This window comes from Rhodopirellula sp. MGV (genome assembly GCF_002251265.1).
GTDB classification, from domain to species: Bacteria; Planctomycetota; Planctomycetia; order Pirellulales; family Pirellulaceae; genus Stieleria; species Stieleria baltica_A.
This window is the reverse complement of sequence record NZ_NPDI01000067.1, coordinates 23,187-46,754: the sequence shown is the minus strand read 5'-3', so window position 1 is coordinate 46,754 and position 23,568 is coordinate 23,187. Positions and strand designations below refer to the sequence as shown.

The window sequence follows — 23,568 nt, the reverse complement described above, 5'->3', positions numbered from 1 at the left end:
ATCAATCTCATAGCCGCCGGTGGTTTAATCACCGGCGGTTTTCATTTTGCTCCCATCGAATCGTTCTGATGCACATCATTCGTTTGCGCCGCCCCTGGGTTCGCTGGACCAACGATATCGCCCAAGCAATTCGAACGGATGCCCCTGACACGTTGACCGAGCCAATTGAAACCGGCGGCGACGTTCACTACCAACGTCGATTTAACTGTCCAACCGGTTTGACACCGAATTCGACCGTCGTCTTGTCCATCTGCCCGACTCCCCCTTCTACCGCTCGTGTTCTGCTAAACGATCAAGCGGTTTGGGATTCGGAATCAGAGGATAGCGAATCGCTTTGCCTCGAAATCCAGCATCTCCTGCAACCATCCAACACGCTGCTGCTGGTTTTCAGCGTTCCCGATTCGAGCCAACCCGATGAAATCGTTAGACACCTTGCCAGCGAAATCGAACTGCAGATTCATGAAGCAAGCTGATCTCTTTGCCTGCCTGTCGACAGCCCGCTAACATGGACATGTGAAGTTCGGGTCGTCAACTCGATCAAACATGAAGTCATCAGACGAGGGAGAATAATGGGAGATCTCGATCGATCTGCAGTCCATCGTGGCCAATCTTTGTGCCTCGCTCGTTGGACATGCCGCTCTCTCGCCGTATTACTTCTGCTCGGTTGCTCGTCAGTCATTTGTGCGGCTGATCGTGTGAATGCCCGATTGATGCAACAACTGACCGGTCGGCATGACAATGCTCGTGTGATGGCAATCCATTCGATTGGGCAGGACTACCAACATCGAATCGAAGCGTTGCCGACCGTCATCGCTGCTTTAAACAAGCTGAAAGAAGACCCCCGATTCAAACGCTCGCTTGATCCCGACTCGCCCGAGATCCTTGACGGCATCGTCCAAATGATTCAATTCGTCGGTCGTGTCGACGTGCCAGAATCCACCGACGTCCTTTGTAGCGTTTTGGAAATGCCCAACTTCACTTGGGTACTCGCTGCCGCACAAACACTGGGACATCATCAACACCATCGCGCGATCGATCGGTTAGCAAAGCTGATTGACTCCGAACATTTCAAAGCGAGCTACGGATTTCGATTCACGCTTGCCCGGTCATTGATCGAAATGAACCATCCGGACGGATGGGAAACACTTGCAACTCTCGCACTAAGCGTCGACGGTCAACTCGCGTACTTGCTGGAACAGGAATGCGATCGCGTCACGATCGATGATTTCCTCGGGGACCAAGAACGCTATTCCGCTTGGCGCAAGTCACTGGGCTTAGATCGAGAACCCGGCCAAGTCTCGCCTGCGCCCCGCGATCTTCAATCAGGCACAAATGCACTCGCGAAAGTGCTTCAAAATCTCCAATCGAACCGACAGGTTGCGGAATCAGAAGTCGAACCAACAACCGATGCGGGGCGCCCTAAGCTAGCCAATACGGCACCATCGGCCGATTCACTCCCGAAGCCAACAAAGATGTCGCTGGCGGCCGATACGACGGCCGCGACCTACCTTCGCGAAAAGCGTTTGCATCCGTCGCACTACTACGGGATGGAGATATACGCCAAACGCCTTCTGTTCGTGCTTGATCGAAGCGGCAGCATGAATGCGTTGGTCTATGGGCAAACCCGAATGCAACGTGCGCAACGCGAGTTGATTTCTGCGATCGAAGGTCTCGATGAAGAATGCGAATTCGGCATCTTGGTTTTCGACACCAGTGTCCATCAATGGCGTTCCGAACTCGTGAAAGCGGATAAAAAACAGAAGATGGAAGCGATCCGTTATGTTAGCAATCTCGTTTCCGGCAACCGTACCAATACCTATGCCGCCCTCCGCGAATCACTAGAGTTCGACGCGCAAGTCGAAGCCGTTTTCATTTTGACCGATGGACAGCCGACGATCGGACAACTAGTGAACCCTTCAGCAATCTTGCTAGACATCCTCCGACGCAACGAATTCCACAACATTTCGATCAATACGATCGCGATCGCCGTGGAACCGGTGATGGAAACGTTCCTGCGTCGGCTTGCCGAACCCAGCCAGGGGGAGTGTCGTGTTGTCGATTGATTGGCTCCTTCATCCGGCAACAAATCCTGGTTAACCGCAGCGATTTTTGACGGTTACCGACACCATGGTCCATTCCCAACCGTTGGTTTCCCATTGGGTTTGGAAGCACTGCGAATTGCAGTGTCGAGATTAGTTGCAGCACTGGATTCAGGGATCGGTCAAGCGCGTTTTGTCTTCTTCATCAATCGAATCAAAACTTGCCATTCTGGCGGATGCGGCAAAATATGACGCGTCCTGTGCGAGCAGCGGATCTAAGCGGAAGAGCAGCGGCGGTCTCGGCAGCACTGAGGGGATGGGAATTTGCCACAGCTACACCCCGGATGGCCGTTGCGTTTCGCTGTTAAAAATCCTGTTGACCAACGTTTGCATTTTCGACTGCCAGTACTGCGTCAATCGCGTCAGCAGCAATACACCGAGGGCTCGTTTATCGGTCGAAGAAGTCGTGCGGTTGACCATGGACTTTTACCGTCGCAACTACATCGAAGGGCTCTTTCTAAGCAGCGGCATCATTCGCTCGTCTGACTACACGATGTCGCAACTCGTCGAAGTCGCCGAAACGCTACGTACACGGGAGTCGTTCCGCGGCTACATCCATCTAAAAACAATTCCCGGTGCGAACGAAGAGTTGATCGAGCGTGCAGGACTTTTCGCCGACCGCCTGAGCGTGAACGTCGAACTCCCGACGATCACAGACTTAAAAACGCTCGCACCCGAAAAGAAACGTGACGAAATCGAAGACACGATGGGTCGGATTCATGTCCGTCGCGAAGAAACAGCCGGCGATCAAAAAAAGGGAATGAAGGCACCGAAGTTTGCTCCCGCAGGCCAAAGCACACAGATGATTGTCGGTGCGACGCAGACAAGTGATCGTGACATCCTTGATACCAGCAGCCATCTTTATCGAACCCACCGACTGCGGCGTGTTTACTACAGCGCGTTCAGTCCCATTCCACACGCCGACAGTCGGTTACCTGGAACGGCACCGCCACTGTTGCGTGAACACCGACTTTATCAAGCTGACTGGCTAATTCGTTTTTATGGGTTTGACGCGAACGAACTGACAACTCCCGACCAAGCAAACCTGTCGCTGGATCTCGATCCGAAACATGCTTGGGCGCTTGCTAATCGTGAAGTCTTTCCGATCGACGTGAATCGCGCGTCTCGCGAATTGCTGTTGCGTGTCCCCGGTGTCGGTGAACGCGGGGTGAAGCGAATTCTTAGCACACGCCGTTATCACGCGATCCGAGATGAAGACCTGGCGAAACTCGGGATTGTCTACCGGCGTGCCCGCCCGTTCCTCATTACTTCCGATCGCCACCCCGGTCCGTTGTCGATCGACAGCCTCGACCTGAAACAAAAAACCGAAACCAAACAACGCCAGTTGATGCTTTTCGATGCGATGGGCAGTGCGCAGAACGGACAAGTCTGAACAGTCGCAATGTTGCAATTCCAAGTCACCTGTTTCGATGATTGGCGTCAGTCGGCAAGAGACCTACTGAAAAGTGAAATCGCGCCAACGGAGATTCATTGGATCGATCAACGGAGTTGCACAGACACACCCCCGCTGGGACTCTTCGAATCCACTCCCCCGCCCTCCCCTGCCCCGATACCGTCGAACGAAACAGTCAACGTTCCGGTCGCGTTTATCCAACTCGCCCAACAAGTCTCTTACCATTGCTACCCCGGGCGATGGGAATTGCTTTATCGCGTTTTATGGCGACTCACTCATGGCGAAAAGCACCTGTTGAAGATCGCCAGTGACTCCGATGTCATTGAGCTATCGAAGCTTGAAAAAGCGGTCCGCCGAGACTCGCACAAGATGAAAGCCTTCGTGCGATTCAGGCGTGTCGTCGATGAACTTGGCGACCACTACATCGCATGGCACCGCCCTGACCACTACGTACTGAAACCAACGGCAGAGTTCTTTCGCAGACGGTTTGACGTAATGCGATGGACGATCATGACGCCCACGGAATCCTGCCACTGGGACGGCAAAGCCCTTCACTTTTCCGAAGGCATGCCTCGAAGCGCTGCACCAAACGACGACGAACTGGAAACACTTTGGAAAACCTATTACGCGAACATCTTTAACCCTGCTCGAATCAAAACGAAGGCGATGAAGGCAGAAATGCCAATGAAGCATTGGCCTACGTTGCCTGAGACAGAATTGATTGACCAAATGCTTCGCGAGGCTCCGCGTCGTGTCGAACAAATGATTCGCATGACCGACCAGATCGCCAGCGCTCAAGCCTACATCCCGGACGCGATTGATCGCCAACCGCTGGACCTCGATACGCTCCGACAAGCATCTCTTCATTGCGAAGGTTGCCAACTTTGCCAAGACGCAACGCAAACTGTATTTGGACACGGCCCACACGATGCCAGCGTTGTCTTTGTCGGTGAGCAACCCGGTGACCAAGAGGATCGCGAAGGCATTCCTTTTGTTGGCCCTGCCGGTCAGTTGTTGCGACAAGCGATACATGACGTTGGATTCGACCTCGATCAGTTTTATGTGACCAACGCCGTCAAGCATTTTAAGTTTGCCCGATCCGGCAAACGTCGATTGCATAAGACGCCTTCCGCAAGAGAAATAGCCGCCTGCCGTCCTTGGCTAGATGCTGAGCTAAAACTGTTGCGACCGAAGTTCCTTGTCTGCCTTGGAGCAACCGCATCACGCGCGGTCTTCGGGCCAAACTTTCGACTGACAGAACAACGTGGCCTCATTCAAAAAACCGACCAGTCCGCATGGACCATGTCGACTTACCACCCCTCCGCGATTCTGCGTGCAACTGACGACAAAGCAGACCAAATGCGCCAACATTTCGAACACGACCTTGCCTTATTTGCGGAACACTATCGCGACACTATCCGTCAGTGAATTGATTGAAACAACGTTCGCCTTGTCACATTGGAACCAATCGCGACCTTCTCGAGTCAAACCCGAAATCGCCACTTCGCGAGTGTGGACCTGTGACTATAGTTTGCTCACGCTTCACAGGTTCCTAACATGTTGCGTCCCCCCTTACCGCGACAACAAGCGGTCTTAGCGGGATCGGCATAACAGTTGCTATCAGTGCAACAGTTGCGATCAGTGCAACCGAACCTTTTTGCCGGAATCACTTCAAACCAAGTCAAGCTTCAATGAGATTTCTATCCTCGGCTTCCGCTTTAGCGATTGTCTTATTCCTTTGTGGAATCAACACGGCAAGTGCGGGCGTGATGAACTTGAATCTCTCCATAGAGGGGATGACTGGCAACCAAATTGAGATTGGTGATACGGTAACCGTCAACGTAACGCTGGACGATATCGATCCAGGTTGGCGGGTTTTCTGGAGCACTGGTGTCGAATTGTCCGACAACCTCACGTCGCCTAGCAACGTTACCTTCGATACCGGAAGTCAGCTATCGCAGGCGTTCACTGTCGGCGGCGGACCGTTTGGCGGCGAGTTGTCGACCATGATGATGTCGACGCCTTTTCAAACGTCGTCGTCGTTTTCGTTCACAACCACGGCAGCTGCGGTTGGCCAAACCACGATTCAAGCCAACGGGTTCGCACTCGGACTTGGGCTCGGTCGAAACGGAAGCGGTGGCATTCAGCTTCTGCCCATCTCGGCAGAGTTGTTGATCGATGTGGTTGCCTCATCCGCTGCCGACGCACCTGCTATCGCATCTGCCCCGGAGCCAGCGACCTTTGCGATCTTTGGTGCTTTGGTCATGGGATCAGGACTACGCCGCCGTTCACGATCAAGCCGATAGCCGCGAGATCGGATGATAAGCTTGACGATGGTACTCAGTGCACCATCTCAAGCTCCTTCGGTTCTGCCGACCCCGGAAGTTCGCTAGGCTCCGAAAAACGCTCAGCAATTGTGGCAAACTGTTCATGCACACGTTCGAACGCGGCTACCAAGCGGGGATCGAAATGTGATCCAGCATCGCCACAAATAATCTCACACGAACGTTCATGCGAGAACGCCGGCTTATAGATCCGTCTTGAACGCAGCGCGTCATAGACGTCAGCGATGGCAACAATTCTTGCCGCCAGTGGAATTTTTTCGCCGACCAAGCCATCGGGATAGCCGCTTCCATCAAATTTCTCATGATGGAAGCGAGCAATATCGTGGGCCATGTGCAGGAACTTTGCTTTCGGCGATTTGGCAATCGCCCCCTTCAAGCAATCGGCGCCGATCACGGTATGGGACTGCATCAGTTTGAATTGGTCTTTCGATAGCTTGCCAGGATGCAACAACACTGAATCGGGAATCCCCACCTTTCCAATGTCATGCAATGGGCTGGTCTGATAGACAAGCTGAATGAACTCTTCGTCGATTTCATCTGCAAACGCCGGATCGCCAACCAACTCCTGAGTCAGGAATCTCGCATAGCGTTGAACCCGTTCGAGATGCAGCCCGGTGTCGGTATCACGGCTTTCGGCAAGTTTTGCGAGAGCGAAAATCAAAGCCTCCCGTGTTTCTAAATTCAGCACGCGCTCGCCGGCGGCCATACGTTCGAGCAGTTCGTCTTTGTTGAACGGTTTACCAATGAAATCGTCTGCGCCTGCGCGAAGCCCTTTGACTCGATCTTCCATCGCGTTGTTCGATGTCAATAAGATCGTGTAGATGTAGCCTTCGCTATCGTGCTTCCGGATCTGTTCACAGAGTTCGAGGCCGTTCATGTTGGGCATGTTCCAATCGCTGATCACAATTGGAAATGTTTCCGCAGCCATTTTTGCAAGCGCGTCAGCACCGTCGCTTGCTTCTGCGGTTAAGTAGCCGTGGGCATTCAACGTATGCTTCAGCATCGACCGTGTCACTGGATCGTCGTCAACGATCAGAATTTTCAACTCGCTCATTGTCTTTCCTCCAACAGGGAATTGATCCAGTCGACGCAGGTCTCGACGCGTTCCAACAACTGACGCGAATTTTCGTCAGCGGGTGATCCGAACGACTCCTCCTTGGCGGACAACTCAATTACGCCAGCGACTTCTTCGACCTGGCAAGCAGAAACGTTCGCAGCCATTCCCTTCAAACAATGCGCGTCGTCTCGAAGCGATTTCATGTCGAGGTCAGGTTGCTGTGCGGCATGATGAATCCGCTGACTAAGTGTCACAGCTTGATCAGAAAATAGTTTCAAAACTTCGAACGCCGCTCCGTTGCTTCCCCCGCAACGATCGACCACCGCTTCAAGATCGATCGGAGGCGGACCAACAACCTCTGGAGCGTCACCAACATGACTCCACAGCACGCTAGCAAATTGTTCACGGACAATAGGCTTTGTAAGGTAGTCGTCCATTCCGACGTCCAGACAACGCTCGCGGTCTTCCGAAATCGCTTGGGCGGTAAGGGCGATGATGGCCATCTTTTCATCTCGTCCGACCGCCAGCTTTCCATCTCGGTGTAGCCCCAACAACCGCTGTGTTGTTTCGAACCCATCCATTTCGGGCATCTCACAGTCCATCAGTACCGCGACAAAGCTCTTCTTGCTAAGCGTCTCAATCGCCTTTTTCCCGCTATCAACAGACGTTGCCTCGAACCCGAGTACTCGCAGTAATTCTGACGCCACAATCCGATTCACTTCGTTGTCATCGACAACCAGTACCGATCGACCGCCACCAAATTCGGGTGGGTAGGAATTCAAATCGGTCTTTTGGACTGGCGAACCGTCGGGCGATTCAAGCACCAAAGATGAATGGATTGTGTCGAGCAACTGCGACGAACGAATCGGACGTGGCAAGATAGCGGAAAACGAGTTTTCGGCATCCACATTTCCGATCAACAATCGATGCGGAATCGATTGACAGGAATCAGGTATTGCTCCCGATTGCATGACCGAATCATCGACCACTAGCAACTTGAAGGAGCTTCGTGAGTCAGGCAAGGCCGTGAGAGCGTCCGTGTCCCGGTGCCATTGCACGCTTGCACCCCATCGGTCCAGGTCGTCATAAATCATCTTGTTTTCCAAGCTCTCTTCAGCCAGCAACAAGACTTTCAAGAATTCCAATGAAGAGCGTTTTTCATCGCCCGGCGTGGTCGCGATGCGACCGCCCCTTTTCACCCTCTTGGGCGTTTTCAATGGAACGTCAAACCAGAACGTTGAGCCCTCGCCCTCTACACTTTCGACACCGATTCGACCTCCCATCGATTCAACGAGCTGCCGGCAGATCGATAAGCCTAACCCGGTACCGCCATAACACCTGGTCGTACTGGAGTCCGCCTGTGCAAACGATTCAAAAATGATCGCAAGTCGATCCGCAGGTATTCCAATTCCCGAATCAGTAACTTTGAAGCGAAGCGAGTTTGCACCTTCGCTTGGAGGCGTACGGTCGACACCAATTTTGATGTGCCCTGCCTCGGTAAACTTGACCGCGTTAGCAATCAGATTCACTAAGACCTGTCGCAAACGGTTTGAATCTCCAACGATACATTCGGGAACCTTAGAAGAAACTTCCCGAACCATCTGGACACCTTTCTCGTGTCCGCGATGATAAAGCATCTCGACCGCTTCATCGACGATCTCGATGACATCGAGTTCCTGACTTTCAAGCTCCAGCTTTCCGGCTTCAATCTTTGACAAATCCAACACGTCATTGATCAGCTGCAAAAGCGACTTCGACGACTGCTTCGCGATCCGAAGGTAGCGTCGACGTTGGTCCGCTGAATTTGCTTCATCAATCAAATCGAGCATCGAGATAATCCCATTGAGTGGCGTTCTCATCTCGTGACTCATCCCGGCAAGAAACTGGCTTTTAGCTTTATTCGCCGCTTCGGCCTGCTCTTTTTCTTGCTGCAATCGCTCGGTGGTCATCCGCTCGGTGATGTCCGAAACAGTCCCTTCGAAATACAGCGGCACTCCTGCGTCGGTGCACACCAATCGAACGTTCTCGGTCACCCAGACGACATTGCCGTCGCGTTTTCGTAGCTGAGAGCGAAAATCGTTGACCACTCCTTTGTCCGCGATTAACTCCCGAAACTCGCTCCGGCGATCGGGATCCACGTAGCACTGCGTGGCAATATCTTTTACTGAGGCGATCAATTCGTCGGAACTATCGTACCCCAACAGCGTCACCAGCGCCGGGTTCGCTTTGATAAAACGACCTTCTAGCGTGGTTTGATAAATTCCTTCTAAGGCTCGCTGATAGATTTCTCGATACTGTCGCTCGGCAGATTCGCGAGCACTAATTTCCGTATGAACCCGATCGATCACTCGGTTGTAAACCGATGCGATCTGCCCGACTTCGGTGAAAGGTTCACGATGAACTCGGCGGCGAAAATTCCCTGATTGATAGTGCTGCTTCATGCTGCCCATCAATTCGACCAACTCGGTGCTCGCGTCGTGCTCCGCAGTGTTCAGTCCGCAATACTCGGTCTTGCGATCAACTCGCATCGGCCAAAAGTGATTGACGACCGCGAACACGGCCAAGCTCACACCAAAGGTCCACACGAAGACGCTACTAGCACCGACAACCTGGATTTCCAACTGCTGCCAACGATTAAGCCCTTCCGCAAAGTATGCCGGGTCGGCGAAGATCGCGAACGCAACGGTCCCCCAAACGCCGGCGGCTCCGTGGGCGGGGATGGCGTTGATCGAGTCATCAATTTTTAACTGCGTCAACAGTTGTGTCGCCGCGATGCAAACCAATCCGCCCGCTGCACCGATACCGATCGCCGCAAGAGGACTGACCGCATGACATCCGGCCGTGATCGAAACCAACCCGGCAATCACGCCGTTGATTGAATCCGACAGCTCGAAGGTCTTGCCAAAGAAGATTGACAATAACAGTGGCAGACAACCACCGCTGGCTGCCGCCAAACAGGTATTGAGCAAGATCGCTGGAACGCCTTCGCTGAGCCCCAAGACGCTACCGCCGTTAAAGCCCAACCATCCAAACCACAACAAGACAGCACCCAAAACGGCACTCGGCAAACTGCTGCCACGAATCGGACCGCGTTTCTTGCTAAACCGGCCGAGACGCGGCCCAATGACCAGGACGGCTGCCAATGAGGTCCAAGCTCCAACCGAGTGAACCATCGTGCTGCCAGCAAAATCCACAAAGCCTCGTTCGGCAAGCCAGCCAATCGCCTGGCCGCTGAAGATACCTCCCCAAGCCCAATGCCCACAAACGGGATAAACAATCGCGCTAACAAAGACTGAAATAAACAGATACGCGCGGAATCTCATTCGCTCCGCGACCGCACCTGAAATGATTGTCGTCGCGGTGCCGCAGAATGCTGCTTGAAACAGAAAGAAACATGTCAACTTCGAGTTTGTCGCTTCGAAACAGAACTCACTCGTACCGAATAGGCCGGCGTGACTGGATCCGAACATCAACCCGAATCCGACGAGCCAGAAGCACAGCATCGCAACGCAAACGTCGGCCAAGTTCTTTGCCGCAACGTTGATGCTATTCTTCGCTCTCGAAAAGCCGCTCTCTAGCAGGCAGAAACCGGCCTGCATCATCAAGACCTGGCCGGTGCAAATCAGCACCCATACCAAGTCCAACTGTTCGTTCCCCATTGCCACGAAGCTCCGACAAACCTGTGCACCCCATTTGTCATGCAACGTTTTCTGTTCCGCACGCTGTGTACGTCACCGCTGCATTCGTTACGTTGGACACTAGGTCACGCAAAACTTTGAAATGACGCATAAATGCCATCGACATTCACGCGAATTTCAAGTTGCCGTGCGAAAGAGCACATCAGCGCCGCTAGTATCAGACAGCACCGTTAAAACTGGGAAATCGCTGTCCCCCAACCCGGTGAGGACCACCCGACAAACCGTTGCCGGTCTACCCTCAGTCTCGCGCTGAAACATTCTCGCGCTGAACCGCTGTTGGCAAGCGTCCGCCATGTTGTCCCAGGGCGAGACGACGAGTGAAAAGAAGTTGAAAGAGAAGCTCGCGATGCTATTTCAGATCACCGAACTGCAAGCACTGATCGATCTTCAGCAACGAAGTTATCGCCTACTGCGTTGGGTCGCCGACGGAGTCGATCGGGGCTTCCTGTCATTCTCGACCGCCCACCGGCATTCGTCATTGCCAGGATCGGCACAAGAATGGCTGCGGGAGCACTATCAGAACATCCCAGAAAACGCGCGTCCCGATCCTCATGAAGTCGAACGCTTCTGTGCGTTCTTCACCACCTACCTGACCAACTCGTTTGATTTGCATCAAGCCCCTGGTCAGCGGAGATACTCACCTGACGCTCATTGCTTTTGCCCGATGTGCAGTTGGCTGGTCGATGCCCCCCATTTGCAAACGAAGAAGCTATCCAACCGTGACAAAAGACGAGCGCACAACCTACGCATCACAGCGATCAAGCATGTCGCTGTGGATCTCGGTGAACCGCTGGAGGACCAGGGGATTCAATCAATACTGGACACACGCGACGGCACCGTCGACGCCAGTTTGATCGCCTACGGTTTTGACCTGCGAAAACGAATCAAGGGCATCGCGACAGGACCAGCGATCCTGTCGCTGTGGCGAAGCTTCGCTTGGCACGAATCGGGATCTCCTAACCCAGAGTTCGAACTGCAAGCAGAAATGTTCGTGCAAGCGGAGCTGCAAGTTCGCCACCGTTTAACCAACGACAGGCACTAACTGCTCCGCTTCTTCGACGACTCCCGCCGCATCGGGCAACCAGCAATTCGAATTTGGCTATTCCGGTTCGTATGCCAAATTGGGTGACAACCAACGCTCGACATCGACCAACGCCATGCCCTTGCGTTTGGCATAGTCTTCGATTTGGTCTTTGGTCATACGGTCAACGGCAAAGTAACGTGCATCAGGGTGAGCAAAATACAAACCACTGACCGATGCCCCCGGCGTCATTGCAAACGAACTGGTCAATTCCACGGTGGTATTCTTTTCTGCGTCCAATAAATCGAACAGCGTTCGTTTCTCGGTGTGATCGGGGCAAGCCGGATAGCCAGCCGCCGGTCGAATTCCACGGTATTGCTCGTCAATCATTTGTTCGTTGGACAACGATTCTTCGTTTCCGTAGGCCCAATCCTCGCGTGCCTTCTGGTGCAACCGTTCGGCAAAGGCTTCGGCCAATCGGTCAGCAACCGCTTGAACCATAATCGCGTTGTAGTCGTCGCCAGCCTGTTTGTACTTCAACGACAACGCTTCAGCGCCGATTCCAGCGGTAACGACAAAGCCACCGATGTAATCCGCCCGACCGCTCTCGACTGGAGCGATGTAATCGGCGAGTGACCGGTAATCTTTTTGTCCCTTACGTTCCCATTGCTGGCGCAGGAAGTGGAATCGCGTCAGTTCCTTGGAACGAGAATCGTCAGCGTACAAGATGACATCGTCACCGTCGCTTGCGGCAGGCCAGAAACCGTATGCGGCTCGTGCTTTCAACGATTGATTGGCAATGATCTCGTCAAGCAATTGATTCGCATCGTCGAACACTTTTCGTGCTTCTTCGCCGACCTTCGGATCATTGAAAATCTTCGGGTACTTGCCCTTCAATTCCCATGTCATAAAGAACGGGGACCAGTCAATGTATTCGCGAATCTCTGTCAGCGGATAATCCTCCAGCACCTTCACCCCGGTGAAGGAAGGAGTGTCAATTCGCACCGAACTCCAATCCGTGGCAAAGCGTTTTTCTTTGGCCTCTTGATAGGAAACCAACTTTTGGTTGCGTTCACGGAAGCTTGCGACAAGCTGACCCTGCAGCTCAACGTTCTTTTCGATAAAGCCATCTCGCAGGTCCGAGCTCAGCAAGCTTTCCACCACACCGACACTGCGACTCGCGTCGGCGACATGAATGACAGGACCTTCGTAAGCCGGCGCGATTTTGACCGCCGTGTGTTTGGCGCTGGTCGTCGCGCCACCGATCAACAATGGCATTCTCATCCCGCGCCGCTTCATCTCGCGAGCCACGGTAACCATCTCGTCCAGACTTGGTGTAATCAGTCCAGACAAGCCAATCATGTCCACGCCGTACTTGTCGGCTTCTTCGAGGATCGTTTCGAAGCTCACCATCACTCCCAAGTCAATCACTTCGAAGTTATTGCATTGCAGCACGACGCCAACGATATTTTTGCCGATATCGTGTACGTCACCTTTGACCGTCGCGATCAAGAACTTGCCGCGGGAAGACGCTTGGTCCAGACCGGCGGCCAGCTTTTCCTCTTCCATAAACGGTTCCAGGTAAGCCACTGCCTTTTTCATGACACGGGCGGATTTAACGACCTGGGGAAGAAACATCTTCCCTTCGCCGAACAAGTCACCGACGACTTGCATGCCGGACATCAAAGGGCCTTCGATCACTTGCAAGCAGCGGTCGAAATTCTGCCGCGCCTCCTCGGCGTCCTCTTCGATGAATTTATCAATCCCTTTGATCAGAGCATGCTTCATCCGCTCTGCGACCGGCGCTTCACGCCAAGCAAGATCTTCGTTGGACCTCTTCTTGCCGCTGCCTTTGACGGTTTCGGCGAATTCCAACATCCGGTCGGTCGCATCGTCACGACGATTCAGCAGCACATCTTCAACATGCTCGAGCAAGTCCTTGGGGATTTCTTCATAGACATCAAGCTGCCCGGCATTGACGATGCCCATGTCCAAGCCGGCTTCGATGGCATGGTAAAGAAACGCGCTGTGCATCGCTTCACGCACGCGGTCATTGCCGCGGAACGAGAAACTGATGTTACTCACACCACCGCTGGTTTTGGCGCCGGGGCATTCCTGCTTGATCCGGCGGACGGCATTGATAAAGTCAACGGCATAGTTGTTGTGCTCTTCGATCCCCGTTGCGACCGTCAAAATATTGGGGTCAAAGATGATATCTTCTGGCGGGAATTGAACTTCGTTGACCAACAAGTCATACGCCCGTTTGCAAATCCGGACCTTGTCGTCCTCAGTCGCCGCTTGTCCTTTCTCATCGAACGCCATCACGACGGCTGCGGCACCGTATTGGCGAACCAACCGAGCACGTTGCAAGAACGTTTCTTCGCCATCCTTCAACGAGATCGAGTTCACGATCGCTTTGCCTTGCACATTCTGCAAGCCAGCTTCGATGACCTCCCATTTACTACTGTCGATCATCACAGGGACGGATGCGGCGACAGAATCACCTGCGATCAACCGCAAAAAGCGGGTCATCGCCTCGATGCCGTCGATCAACGCCTCATCGAAGTTGATGTCGATGATGGTCGCACCATTTTCGACTTGCTCGCGAGCGACTTCGACGGCGGTATCGTAATCTTCGTCGCGGATCAATCGCGCAAACTTGCGACTACCGGTCACGTTGGTCCGCTCGCCGACCATGGTGAAGGTCACCTCCGGACGCATCACCATCGGCAGCTGCCCGGACAAGCGGGTGTAGATGGGGCCGACTTCTTCCTGCTTTGGCTTGAGCCCTTCGACGCGTTCCGCCATTGCTCGGATGTGATCCGGCGTCGTCCCACAACAACCGCCGAGGATATTGATCCAACCATTATCGGCGAACTCGCCAACGATCTCGGCCATCGCCTTGGGGCCCAAGTCAAACTCTCCCATATCGTTGGGCAAGCCCGCATTGGGGTGACAACTGATCGGAAGGTTCGTGACGTTGGAAAGTTCTTCGAGGTGAGGACGCATCACGTCGGGGCCGAGGGCGCAGTTCATCCCGATCGACAACATCGGGAAATGCTCAAGTGCCGTAAAGAACGCTTCGACCGACTGACCGCTGACAAACGTCCGGCCGCCTTTGTCAAACGTACCGCTGACCATGACGGGCACGCGACGGCCACCGGCGTTGAAGAAATCTTGGATCGCGAACAGACAGGCCTTTAGGTTCAGCGTGTCGATTGCCGTTTCAGGCAGCAACATATCGACCCCTGCGTTGACCAACGATTCGACCTGGAATCGGTAGCTGTCACGCATCTTGTCGAATGTCGTCTTGCGATGGGCCGCGTCATCAACGTCGGTACTGATCGCCAACTGCATCGCAGTCGGGCCGATCGATCCGGCTACGAACCGAGGTTTGTGCGGTGTTTTTTCGGTGAACTCCTCTGCCGCTTTCTTGGCACAAGCAACCGCCGCCTGGTTGATTTCCGCAATCACATCATTGCTGATGTTGAACTCCATCGCACCAACTGGCGACGCACCGAACGAGTTCGTCTCAACGATGTCTGATCCGGCAGCGTAATACGCCCGGTGGATTTCAGTGATTTTTTCGGGATGCGTCAGACAAAGAATGTCGCTGAAATTCTTCAAATCGATGCTAGCATCGTGGTCGGCAAAGCGATCACCACGCACGCCGGCTTCATCCAGCTTGAGGCGTTGGATCATGGTTCCCATCGCGCCATCGAGCAACAGAATTCGCTCTCGGATCAATTGATGTAGCACGCTGGACGCAGAATCGAGTTGAAGCATCGCTATTTAAGTATTTTTCGAGTTTAATTGGCGGGCGTATTGTCTTGTCTGGGGGCGAAATTCACAAGCCGCTGAGGGATCCGGCGATCGACAACACCCCGAATGGGGCGATTTTTCCTCGCAAACATCAGCCTTGCCCTAAACCGTCAAGTTCCGCTATTCCGCAATAGCCTGAAGATCGAGATGGTCTTCCTCCGATGATTTTCCAGGGAATCTGGTGATCCCTCGCGAAAATGATCACACCAATACTAGACCGCCCAATCCGGCAAACGATTTAGATGCCAGATCCGACATGGATGTTCGGATCCTAGCGCCGGATTGCCCCCAGGCGGAGAAAAAGCGGGACACTCGCTGCGGAACCCACGGATGGACTACGAAAGAGACACAACCGAAAGCGGAAAGAATACACGCCCCAGTCGTGGCGGCGCGGATTCGAATCCGCCACGCCCTGCCCCGCTAAACCAAAACCACCAGCTGCACGAACCGGCGTCTCAGGAACCAACGCTACCGCTCGGCAACGCCTCAGGGGATATCCCCACCTTGTTCGAGCTTCCTGACTGCACCAGCGAGGGCACGAAACGACGTCAAAGCTCGCGGACTGTCTTGTACGACATCCACACCCCGCATTCCGGACCACCCGCCGGTCACATTGACCCACCGTCTGGGAATTTCAGCAAACTTTCAGCGCCACCACCTCATTCGCCCGACGGTCATGCACCGTCAATCGACTTTGTCGATCTCGATCAAGCCGAGGAAGCATTCGGTGATGTGACACAACATGAATCCAATAACGAACGGATTGCCGCACACTCTGGTAGTGCTAAGTCTCGGTGGGCGAACATTCCGCAACCTAAATGGAAAACACGCGCCGGGATCGTCGTCATCGCATGCGTTTTGACTTCGCTTTCGTATTTTGTTGGCAAGCTGTCCCGATCGCCTGAACCGATTGATGATTCAATCCCAGGATTGATGATCAGTGAAGATCAATCGACAGAGGTTGATACGAACACACTGCAGGTCAGTCCGGCAGATCCCATGACTGAACCGCCACGTGAGTCGCCAACCGTGGGTGGCATCGTCAATGCATCCGCCGCACCAGCGCCCCATCCGTCGTATGACCAAACGACGGAAGTTCAACCTTCGCTCCCAACACCAGCGACTGCGTCTGCCGCCGCCGTCGGCGGCGAAAATTTCTTTCCGGCGAACAGTGCTGGCCCAATCGCCAGCACCACGCCAAACGCGATCGACTCCGCGTTCAATGAAAGCTCAAACGCCCGTGGATTTGGCAACTCGACCGATCGGGTCGTGTCCTATCGCGAAACAACGCCAACCAACAACCCATACGGCAACGACTTGCCAAGCGGCATGGCTGATCGTCTGGAACTTGACGACAGCTTGCACTACACCGAAACACCCCATCCCATCGGAAACTTTCTGGACATCCTTAAAGTTTGGGAAGAGTCTGAACTGCGCTAGTCATTGCAGCGACGGAGCCACTGAATCCTCATGAGCATCAAACAATCTTTCATCGGTGCCTACGCGCGTCAGCGTCCTAGCCAAGAAACGACTGGCACACCACAACGCAATGTCGCGCCGACCGAAGACCCCACGACCAGCCAATGGGTCGAAGGTCCCGACGACCAAGTCTTGCGAATCGACCGACCGGTCCAGCCGCAAACGCCTGAACAACAAGCGACACCCGATCAAGCAATCGAGCAATCGCCTGTGTCACCGCTGTTGGAAACGACGGCTCACGTCGTCACGGCGCACACACTCGAAGCAAGCTTCCAAGCCAGCACGCTCGACGTTAACTCGCTGTTGATTGACACGTTGCAATTTGGTGCGGAGGTACACGCCGAAGCCATCGCATCTCCCGAATCACTGCAGGAACCGGCCTCGACGGTTGAAGCGGCTCACCAGCCAAACGACATCACGGCAGAGCCGCATACGTCAGAACCACAATCTCAACCAACAAGTCCCCCACCGACTAGCCCGCGTGCGAGCCGTTGGCGTGGGGCGGCCTGGGAAGTCGACTCGTTCTCCATTCCCCGACACGTCGCCGACGCATTCTTCGAAGAAGGCTTTTTTCGTTCGATTGCCGATCACCTCGGACGCTCGGTGCGATCCGGATTGCGGAGCGTCTTGGTGACCAGTCTCAATGACGGCGAAGGCCGTTCGACCACGACACTTGGAACCGCAATCGCTGCCGCGGCAACCGGACTTTCGGTCGCGATCGTCGACGTCGATGTGGACGTACCCGGTCAAGCCGAGCAACTATGCCTGGAAATCGAATCGGACTGGGTCACCGCAATTCGCCAAGGACAAACACTCGAGTCAGTCGCTATCGCGTCCATCGAGGACGGTGTAACTCTATTGCCACTTCTTGGTTCTGACGAAGCGTCTTTGCCAGCGACCTCGATGGACCTTGATCGGTTGATCGACCAAATCCATGGTTGTTTTGACTTGGTCATTTTTGACGGACCAATTGCCAGCAGCTGGGCAACACCGCGAATCGCGTCATCAGTCGATTCATGCCTGATCGTCCGTGATGCTCGCATCACCCATCATGACGCGATCACAAGGGCGGCCGAAATCCTGAAACGCCAAGGTGTCCAAGGCATCGGGATCGTCGATAACTTTGCTTGAGCAGCGCGTGAAATGCTACGCTTGATCGGTATGCGTTGCACCGAGACGAGCCCAAAACGCGGCCAACAGCGTTCCGGTCAACATGCACCCGAACGTGTAAGCCGCCGTTGGAATCTGTGCCGGAGTGGCGTCGCCAAACAAACTGGCGGCAAGCCCGGTGCCCAGACCGGCATTCTGCATGCCGACTTCTAGTGTCAGCGCTCGTCGCATCGCGACGGGCATCTTTGACAACTTGCCCATGATCAAACCGCTGCAATAACCAAGCAGGTTCATCAGCAACAAACTGCCCAGCAGTCCCGGTGTTGCCAACGACAATCGGTCGCGATTGCCGGCAACCACCGAAGCGATGATCCACAACAGCGCCACTGTCGCGATCGAAGAAGCGATGATCAGCATCCGCCGCTGCGCGACCGGAGTCTTGGGCACCAACCTTCGACATCCGTAACCGGCAAGCGTCGGGATTACAACCGTGATTACCAAAATCGTCGCGGTCTGAATTGGCTGAAACGTGTCCGTACCGGTTTCCAATCCGGCAACCATCAGCAGGGTAAACGGCACGGTGAGCGGCGACAACAACGTCGCAATACAAGTCAAACTGACTGAATAGCTGACGTTTCCTTTCGCCGTCATCGTCAACACGTTGGATGCCATCGCGCCGGGAACACACCCGCACAACATCACCCCGTACGCTAGCGGACCACTGATCGACAAGACGTTCACCACCAACCATGCAAGTGTTGGCATCGCGGTACACTGAACGACGACGCCTAGGAAAACGGCGAAGGGCCGATTCCGCAGTTCAACCAATTCCGCATCCTTCACCGTCACTCCTAAGCTGAACATCGTCAGCGCGACCAAACTCAATAATCCCGTCTTGGAAAGGTAAAACGGGTCAATCGACAACCCCGTCCAAGGCCACAGATAAGCCGCGATTGAACTGGCCACCAAACCCAGCAATACGCCCAGGCTTTGCATCGATCGTCGATTGGAAGGTGTCGTCACGTGCCGCCCAGTTAGAATTGGTTCGTCTGTCCGTTTCGCCGCGCCGATGCAGCTCAAACCATGACAAAATATCAAAGCGACCTGACGCATGATTGCATGGCAAGTCGCTTTCGAATGGAATGTAATTGAAAAGATTCACTCGCCCCACCTCCCCCCCAAATGACTTTAAATCCCCTCGTCATGCTACGACAACTCTTCTACGCCACGCTTGTTTTGGCGATGATCGTCGCCGGCGGCGGTCTAGGCCATGCCGCTGAGCGGCCCAACGTGTTGATGATCTTGGTCGACGACCTCAAGCCCACCATTGGCTGCTTTGGCGACGAAGTCGCCAAGACGCCGAACCTCGATGCGTTAACCGCGAAAGGAATGCGATTCGATTCTGCGTACTGCAATCAAGCGGTCTGCGCACCATCACGATTCACGCTGATGCTCGGATCACATTCGACATCGACAGGCCTGTACGGACTGGGCAGCCAGCTTCGTCAGATCGTTCCCGATGCGGTTACCATCCCGCAACACTTCGCCAACCACGGCTATCGCACCGAATCGCTTGGCAAAGTCTTTCACATCGGCCACGGTAATTACGGCGATCCCGATTCGTTTTCGATCCCACACTTCAAAGAAAAGGTCATCGAGTACGTCGATCCTGAAAGCACCGATGGTGGCAAGCTGACCCGCGAAGAAGCGTATTTCACCAACCAAGAACTCAACCGCATCGGTAGCCTGCCGCGTGGTGCCGCTTACGAACATCCCGATGTCGAAGACACCGCTTATGCCGACGGACGTGTCGCCGAAGAAACGATCAAACGTTTGCAAGCCGCCAAAGAACGCCGCGAAAAAGACGGCACTCCGTTCTTCATTGCAGCCGGTTTTGCTCGTCCTCACCTGCCGTTTAGCGCACCGAAGAAATACTGGGACTTGTTCGATCCAGCAAAGCTGCCAATGCCGACGCAGGAATCGCTGCCCACCGGCGCTCCCGGAGTCGCCGGAAAACGTGGTGGCGAAATTGGCAACTACAAACCAGTTCCTCAAGATCCCAATGCTAACTTTGGCGACGAACTGAAACGCAACCTTATTCATGGCTACTATGCCAGCACCGCGTTCGTCGACGCACAAATCGGAAAAGTCGTTGATGCGTTAAACGAATCGGGGATGGCCGATAACACGATCATCGTTCTGTGGGGTGACCACGGTTTCCACCTCGGTGATCTCGGTATCTGGACCAAACACACCAACTACGAACAAGCGACGCGGATTCCGATCGTCATCGTTGCCCCTGGCGTCGCAAAACCAGGATCGTCGACGAAGCAATTGGCTGAAAGCGTTGACCTTTATCCCACCCTAGCCGAACTCGCCGGGTTGCCCGAACCAACAGGTCCGCAGTCGATCGACGGTGTCTCGCTTGTCCCGGTCCTGAAAGACCCCAACGCCCGTGTTCGCGATCATGCGTTTCATGCGTATCCCAAGCGAACGATGGGACGTGCAATCCGCACCGATCGCTATCGCATGGTTGAATGGAAATCACCAGGTGCTGATGCATCGACTGCCGAATACGAACTTTACGACTACGCCAACGGTGCTGTCGAGACGATCAATGTGGCAAAATCCAAACCTGACGTTTTGGAACAACTAAAAGCCATCCTGGATCAATATCCCGAAGCGGTAACGCGTGGCCCTCGCCGCGCCAACAACAGCGAACAGCCGACCGAATCACCCGACATCGCAAAGCGTTCGATCGAAATCGATGCGACAATCAAAGGTGCGAAGTTGTCCGGCGTTGTCCTGGCCCAAGGCGGTATCCAGCAGGGATATTCGTTGCACTTGATCGACGGTCACCCGGTATTTGATGTTCGCATCGACGGTGAAGTCACTCGTTTGAAATCACCCATCCAAGTCAGCGGACGCAACCATTTGCACGCCACCTTGGACAGCCATCGGATGACTCTTTCGATCGGCAATGGGACGCCAATCGAAACCAAGTCGCCAGGTCTTGTTCCGGTTCAACCGATTGATGGCTTGTCCGTCGGCTTCGACGACCGTTCTTCCGCCGGCGACTATGAATCGCCCAACACGTTCACCGGAACCGTTGTCAAACAAAAGGTTACCACCGGAGAACCGACCGAAGATGACAACGCGATGTTCAAAAGTCGTCCCGGTCGTTGGGCCGCCGATCGCGCCAATCGCTGGTACGATCAAATCGAATGGCCCATCGGCGCCAACTATGTGCCCTCATCGGCAATCAACCAACTGGAAATGTGGCAAGCCGAAACGTTTGATCCCGAAGCGATCGATCGTGAACTCGGCTGGGCAGAAGACATCGGCATGAACACGATGCGAGTGTTTCTGCACGACATCCCGTTCAAAACCGATGCCGACGGATTTCTGAAACGCGTCGACCAGTATCTCGAAATCGCAGACAAACATGGTATCCGCACCATGTTCGTTTTTTTTGATGGCGTGTGGCACCCCTACCCCAAAGCCGGAAAGCAGCCGGAACCAACCCCCGGTGTCCATAACTCAGGTTGGGTCCAATCGCCCGGTCGTGACATCCTGGTCGACAGCAGCAAACAAGACGAACTGAAACCGTACGTCCAAGCCGTCCTCAAACGCTACAAAGATGATGATCGCGTCCTGATCTGGGACTTGTTCAACGAACCAGACAACCCGAACTTCAACGCCTATGGCGGCGGGGGCGCAAAGCTGGAACTGGATCAACCAGAAAAGACAAAGCATGCTTTGGAGTTGGTCGAAAAGACGTTCGCCTGGGCTCGTGAAATCAACCCGTCACAGCCGTTGACCGTTGGCGTATGGCGCGGCAGCTACTTGACTGACCCAACAGATTATCAAAAGGCCTGTATCGAAAACTCGGACGTGATCTCTTTCCACAGCTACGATCCGCCGGCCCGAACGACCGAAATCGTCGAAGGCCTTGCAAAACTCGGCCGCCCTTTGGTTTGCACCGAGTACATGGCTCGCGGTAATGATTCAACTTTCGAGGGCATCCTGCCGATCCTGCATCGCCACCGCGTGGCGGCATACAACTGGGGCTTCGTCAACGGGCGATCGCAAACGATCTATCCCTGGGATTCTTGGAAAAAGGCTTACACCGAGGAACCCGATCCATGGTTCCACGATATTTTCCAAACCGATGGTACGCCCTATCGACCAAAAGAAACGCGTCTGATCCGTCAGCATTCGTCGCAGCCGCCGACAAAGCCGACACTGGACATGCCGGTCAGCCAATCCGACTCGCCAGAAACCATCAAGGCGGGACTAGCATCTCACGATAAGGCCTTGTTTATCAAAGAGGGCTGGATTCGCGATCCTTTCATCACGCGCGGTCCGAACGGTTGGTATTACTTGACCGGAACGACTCCCAACAAAGGGGACGAACGAGAAACCACCGACCCGTACAACACCGGCCTTGGACCACTTAGCCTCGTTGGCCGCTCGGCACGTGCGTGGCGTTCAAAGGATCTGATTCGGTGGGAAGACCTCGGTTCAATCTATGATTTGGAAGATGGCGTTTGGGACGACGTCAACCCGGACGCTTTCGCCGAGATCGCCAAGGATGAATGGCGTCTCTGGGCGCCGGAACTGCACTGGACCGGCAGCCAATGGGCACTGGTTCACACCAGCCCTGCGCCTGTCAAAGGCGCCAACCTGTCACTGACCAAAGGCAGCGAATTGGGATCGCCTTGGTCGAACCCAATGGGAAAACAAATCGGACGTCGCCACGACCCATCGTTGTTTCAAGACGACGACGGGACCTGGTGGATCGTTTATGGCGCGACCGAAATCGCACCGCTCAAGAAAGACTTCTCCGGACTCGCTGCCAAGCCAACCACCATCGGCCCTTCCGGTGAAACTGCCAAAATGGGACATGAAGGCTGCTTAATCAAAAAGATACACGGCAAGTACGTGCTTTTCGGCACCGGCTGGTCAACTTCGAAAGGTCGCCGCGGTAGCTACAACCTGTACTACGCCACCGCCGACAAAATCTCGGGCCCCTACAGCGAACGCAAATTCGCCGGCCGTTTTCTCGGTCACGGCACGCCCTTTCAAGACGACCAAGGGCGTTGGTGGTGCACCGGATTTTATAACGGAAATGTTCCCCCGCTAAACGCTGACGGAATCGAGACCGTTGACCTCAGTCACACCGCCCAAACGATCAACAAACGTGGTACCACAATCGTCCCCATGGACATCCACGTTGATGAACAAGGCGATCTGGTGATTCGAGCGAAGGTCGCCGAATACGCCACCCCTGGGCCAGACGAACTTCAACAGTTCTAGTCCTCAAGGCAAACGTCTGGCGAGAATTTCGTATTTTCGCCACCTGCTGCCCTCTTCCGACGGCAAGGCATAAATGGCGAGCTACGGTTTCCGAGTAGAGCCCTCCTCCAGGGCTAGCACCACGTTTGCCGATTTTGTGCATCGCAACAATTAGCGACGCACCGGCGAACGTGTCACCATTCCCTTCGCCAAGCAGCTTGCGCT

At 54.4% G+C, this 23,568-nt stretch carries 13 protein-coding genes; 9 read left to right on the top strand and 4 right to left on the bottom strand.

Features of this window, described 5'->3' with window-relative positions; translation table 11 throughout:
- The first annotated feature begins 68 nt into the window (after positions 1 to 68).
- From CGZ80_RS22885 to CGZ80_RS22865, 5 genes are all read left to right on the top strand, one after another.
- On the top strand, positions 69 to 473 hold the full coding sequence (locus tag CGZ80_RS22885) for a hypothetical protein (RefSeq protein ID WP_094418004.1): 405 nt from the start codon (positions 69 to 71) through the stop codon (positions 471 to 473).
- A 237-nt stretch (positions 474 to 710) separates the two neighbouring features.
- Positions 711 to 2,063: a VWA domain-containing protein gene (locus CGZ80_RS22880; protein WP_158222821.1), complete on the top strand. Its 1,353-nt coding sequence runs from the start codon at positions 711 to 713 to the stop codon at positions 2,061 to 2,063.
- 169 nt (positions 2,064 to 2,232) lie between these two features.
- Positions 2,233 to 3,492 carry a putative DNA modification/repair radical SAM protein gene (locus CGZ80_RS22875; protein WP_094418059.1) on the top strand — a complete coding sequence of 420 codons (1,260 nt, stop codon included), beginning with the start codon at positions 2,233 to 2,235 and terminating at the stop codon, positions 3,490 to 3,492.
- Positions 3,493 to 3,501: 9 nt separating this feature from the next.
- On the top strand, positions 3,502 to 4,941 hold the full coding sequence (locus tag CGZ80_RS22870) for a UdgX family uracil-DNA binding protein (protein ID WP_094418002.1): 1,440 nt from the start codon (positions 3,502 to 3,504) through the stop codon (positions 4,939 to 4,941).
- A gap of 263 nt (positions 4,942 to 5,204) precedes the next feature.
- Positions 5,205 to 5,819, top strand: coding sequence for a PEP-CTERM sorting domain-containing protein (locus tag CGZ80_RS22865; RefSeq protein ID WP_143544108.1), 615 nt, complete (start codon positions 5,205 to 5,207; stop codon positions 5,817 to 5,819).
- A gap of 34 nt (positions 5,820 to 5,853) precedes the next feature.
- Here CGZ80_RS22865 and CGZ80_RS22860 read toward each other — a convergent pair whose 3' ends face one another.
- Together CGZ80_RS22860 and amt are read right to left on the bottom strand one after the other, a co-directional pair.
- On the bottom strand, positions 5,854 to 6,912 hold the full coding sequence (locus CGZ80_RS22860; protein WP_233148606.1) for a response regulator: 1,059 nt from the start codon (positions 6,910 to 6,912) through the stop codon (positions 5,854 to 5,856).
- A complete protein-coding gene (gene amt / locus CGZ80_RS22855; RefSeq protein ID WP_094418000.1) occupies positions 6,909 to 10,574 on the bottom strand; it encodes an ammonium transporter in 3,666 nt (1,221 codons plus the stop codon). Before amt ends, CGZ80_RS22860 begins: the two co-directional genes overlap by 4 nt.
- 331 nt (positions 10,575 to 10,905) lie before the next feature.
- Between amt and CGZ80_RS22850 the strand changes: the two genes are divergently transcribed.
- The gene (locus CGZ80_RS22850; protein ID WP_094417999.1) at positions 10,906 to 11,655 is read left to right on the top strand and encodes a hypothetical protein; all 750 of its coding nucleotides are present in this window, start codon (positions 10,906 to 10,908) and stop codon (positions 11,653 to 11,655) included.
- Positions 11,656 to 11,712: 57 nt separating this feature from the next.
- On the opposite strand, the gene metH is transcribed toward CGZ80_RS22850, so the two are convergent.
- Positions 11,713 to 15,420, bottom strand: coding sequence for a methionine synthase (metH, locus tag CGZ80_RS22845; RefSeq protein WP_094417998.1), 3,708 nt, complete (start codon positions 15,418 to 15,420; stop codon positions 11,713 to 11,715).
- Positions 15,421 to 15,786: 366 nt separating this feature from the next.
- Here metH and CGZ80_RS22840 point away from each other — a divergent pair, with 366 nt between their 5' ends.
- Positions 15,787 to 16,896 carry a hypothetical protein gene (locus CGZ80_RS22840; RefSeq protein WP_094417997.1) on the top strand — a complete coding sequence of 370 codons (1,110 nt, stop codon included), beginning with the start codon at positions 15,787 to 15,789 and terminating at the stop codon, positions 16,894 to 16,896.
- A gap of 30 nt (positions 16,897 to 16,926) precedes the next feature.
- Positions 16,927 to 18,066, top strand: coding sequence for a division plane positioning ATPase MipZ (locus tag CGZ80_RS22835; RefSeq protein WP_094417996.1), 1,140 nt, complete (start codon positions 16,927 to 16,929; stop codon positions 18,064 to 18,066).
- 15 nt (positions 18,067 to 18,081) lie between these two features.
- On the opposite strand, the gene CGZ80_RS22830 is transcribed toward CGZ80_RS22835, so the two are convergent.
- A complete protein-coding gene (locus CGZ80_RS22830) occupies positions 18,082 to 19,041 on the bottom strand; it encodes a bile acid:sodium symporter family protein (RefSeq protein ID WP_158222820.1) in 960 nt (319 codons plus the stop codon).
- A 207-nt stretch (positions 19,042 to 19,248) separates the two neighbouring features.
- On the opposite strand from CGZ80_RS22830, the gene CGZ80_RS28375 reads away from it, so the two are divergent.
- Complete coding sequence (locus CGZ80_RS28375; RefSeq protein ID WP_198953771.1) at positions 19,249 to 23,364, top strand: sulfatase-like hydrolase/transferase; 4,116 nt, start codon at positions 19,249 to 19,251, stop codon at positions 23,362 to 23,364.
- The last annotated feature ends 204 nt before the right edge of the window (positions 23,365 to 23,568 follow it).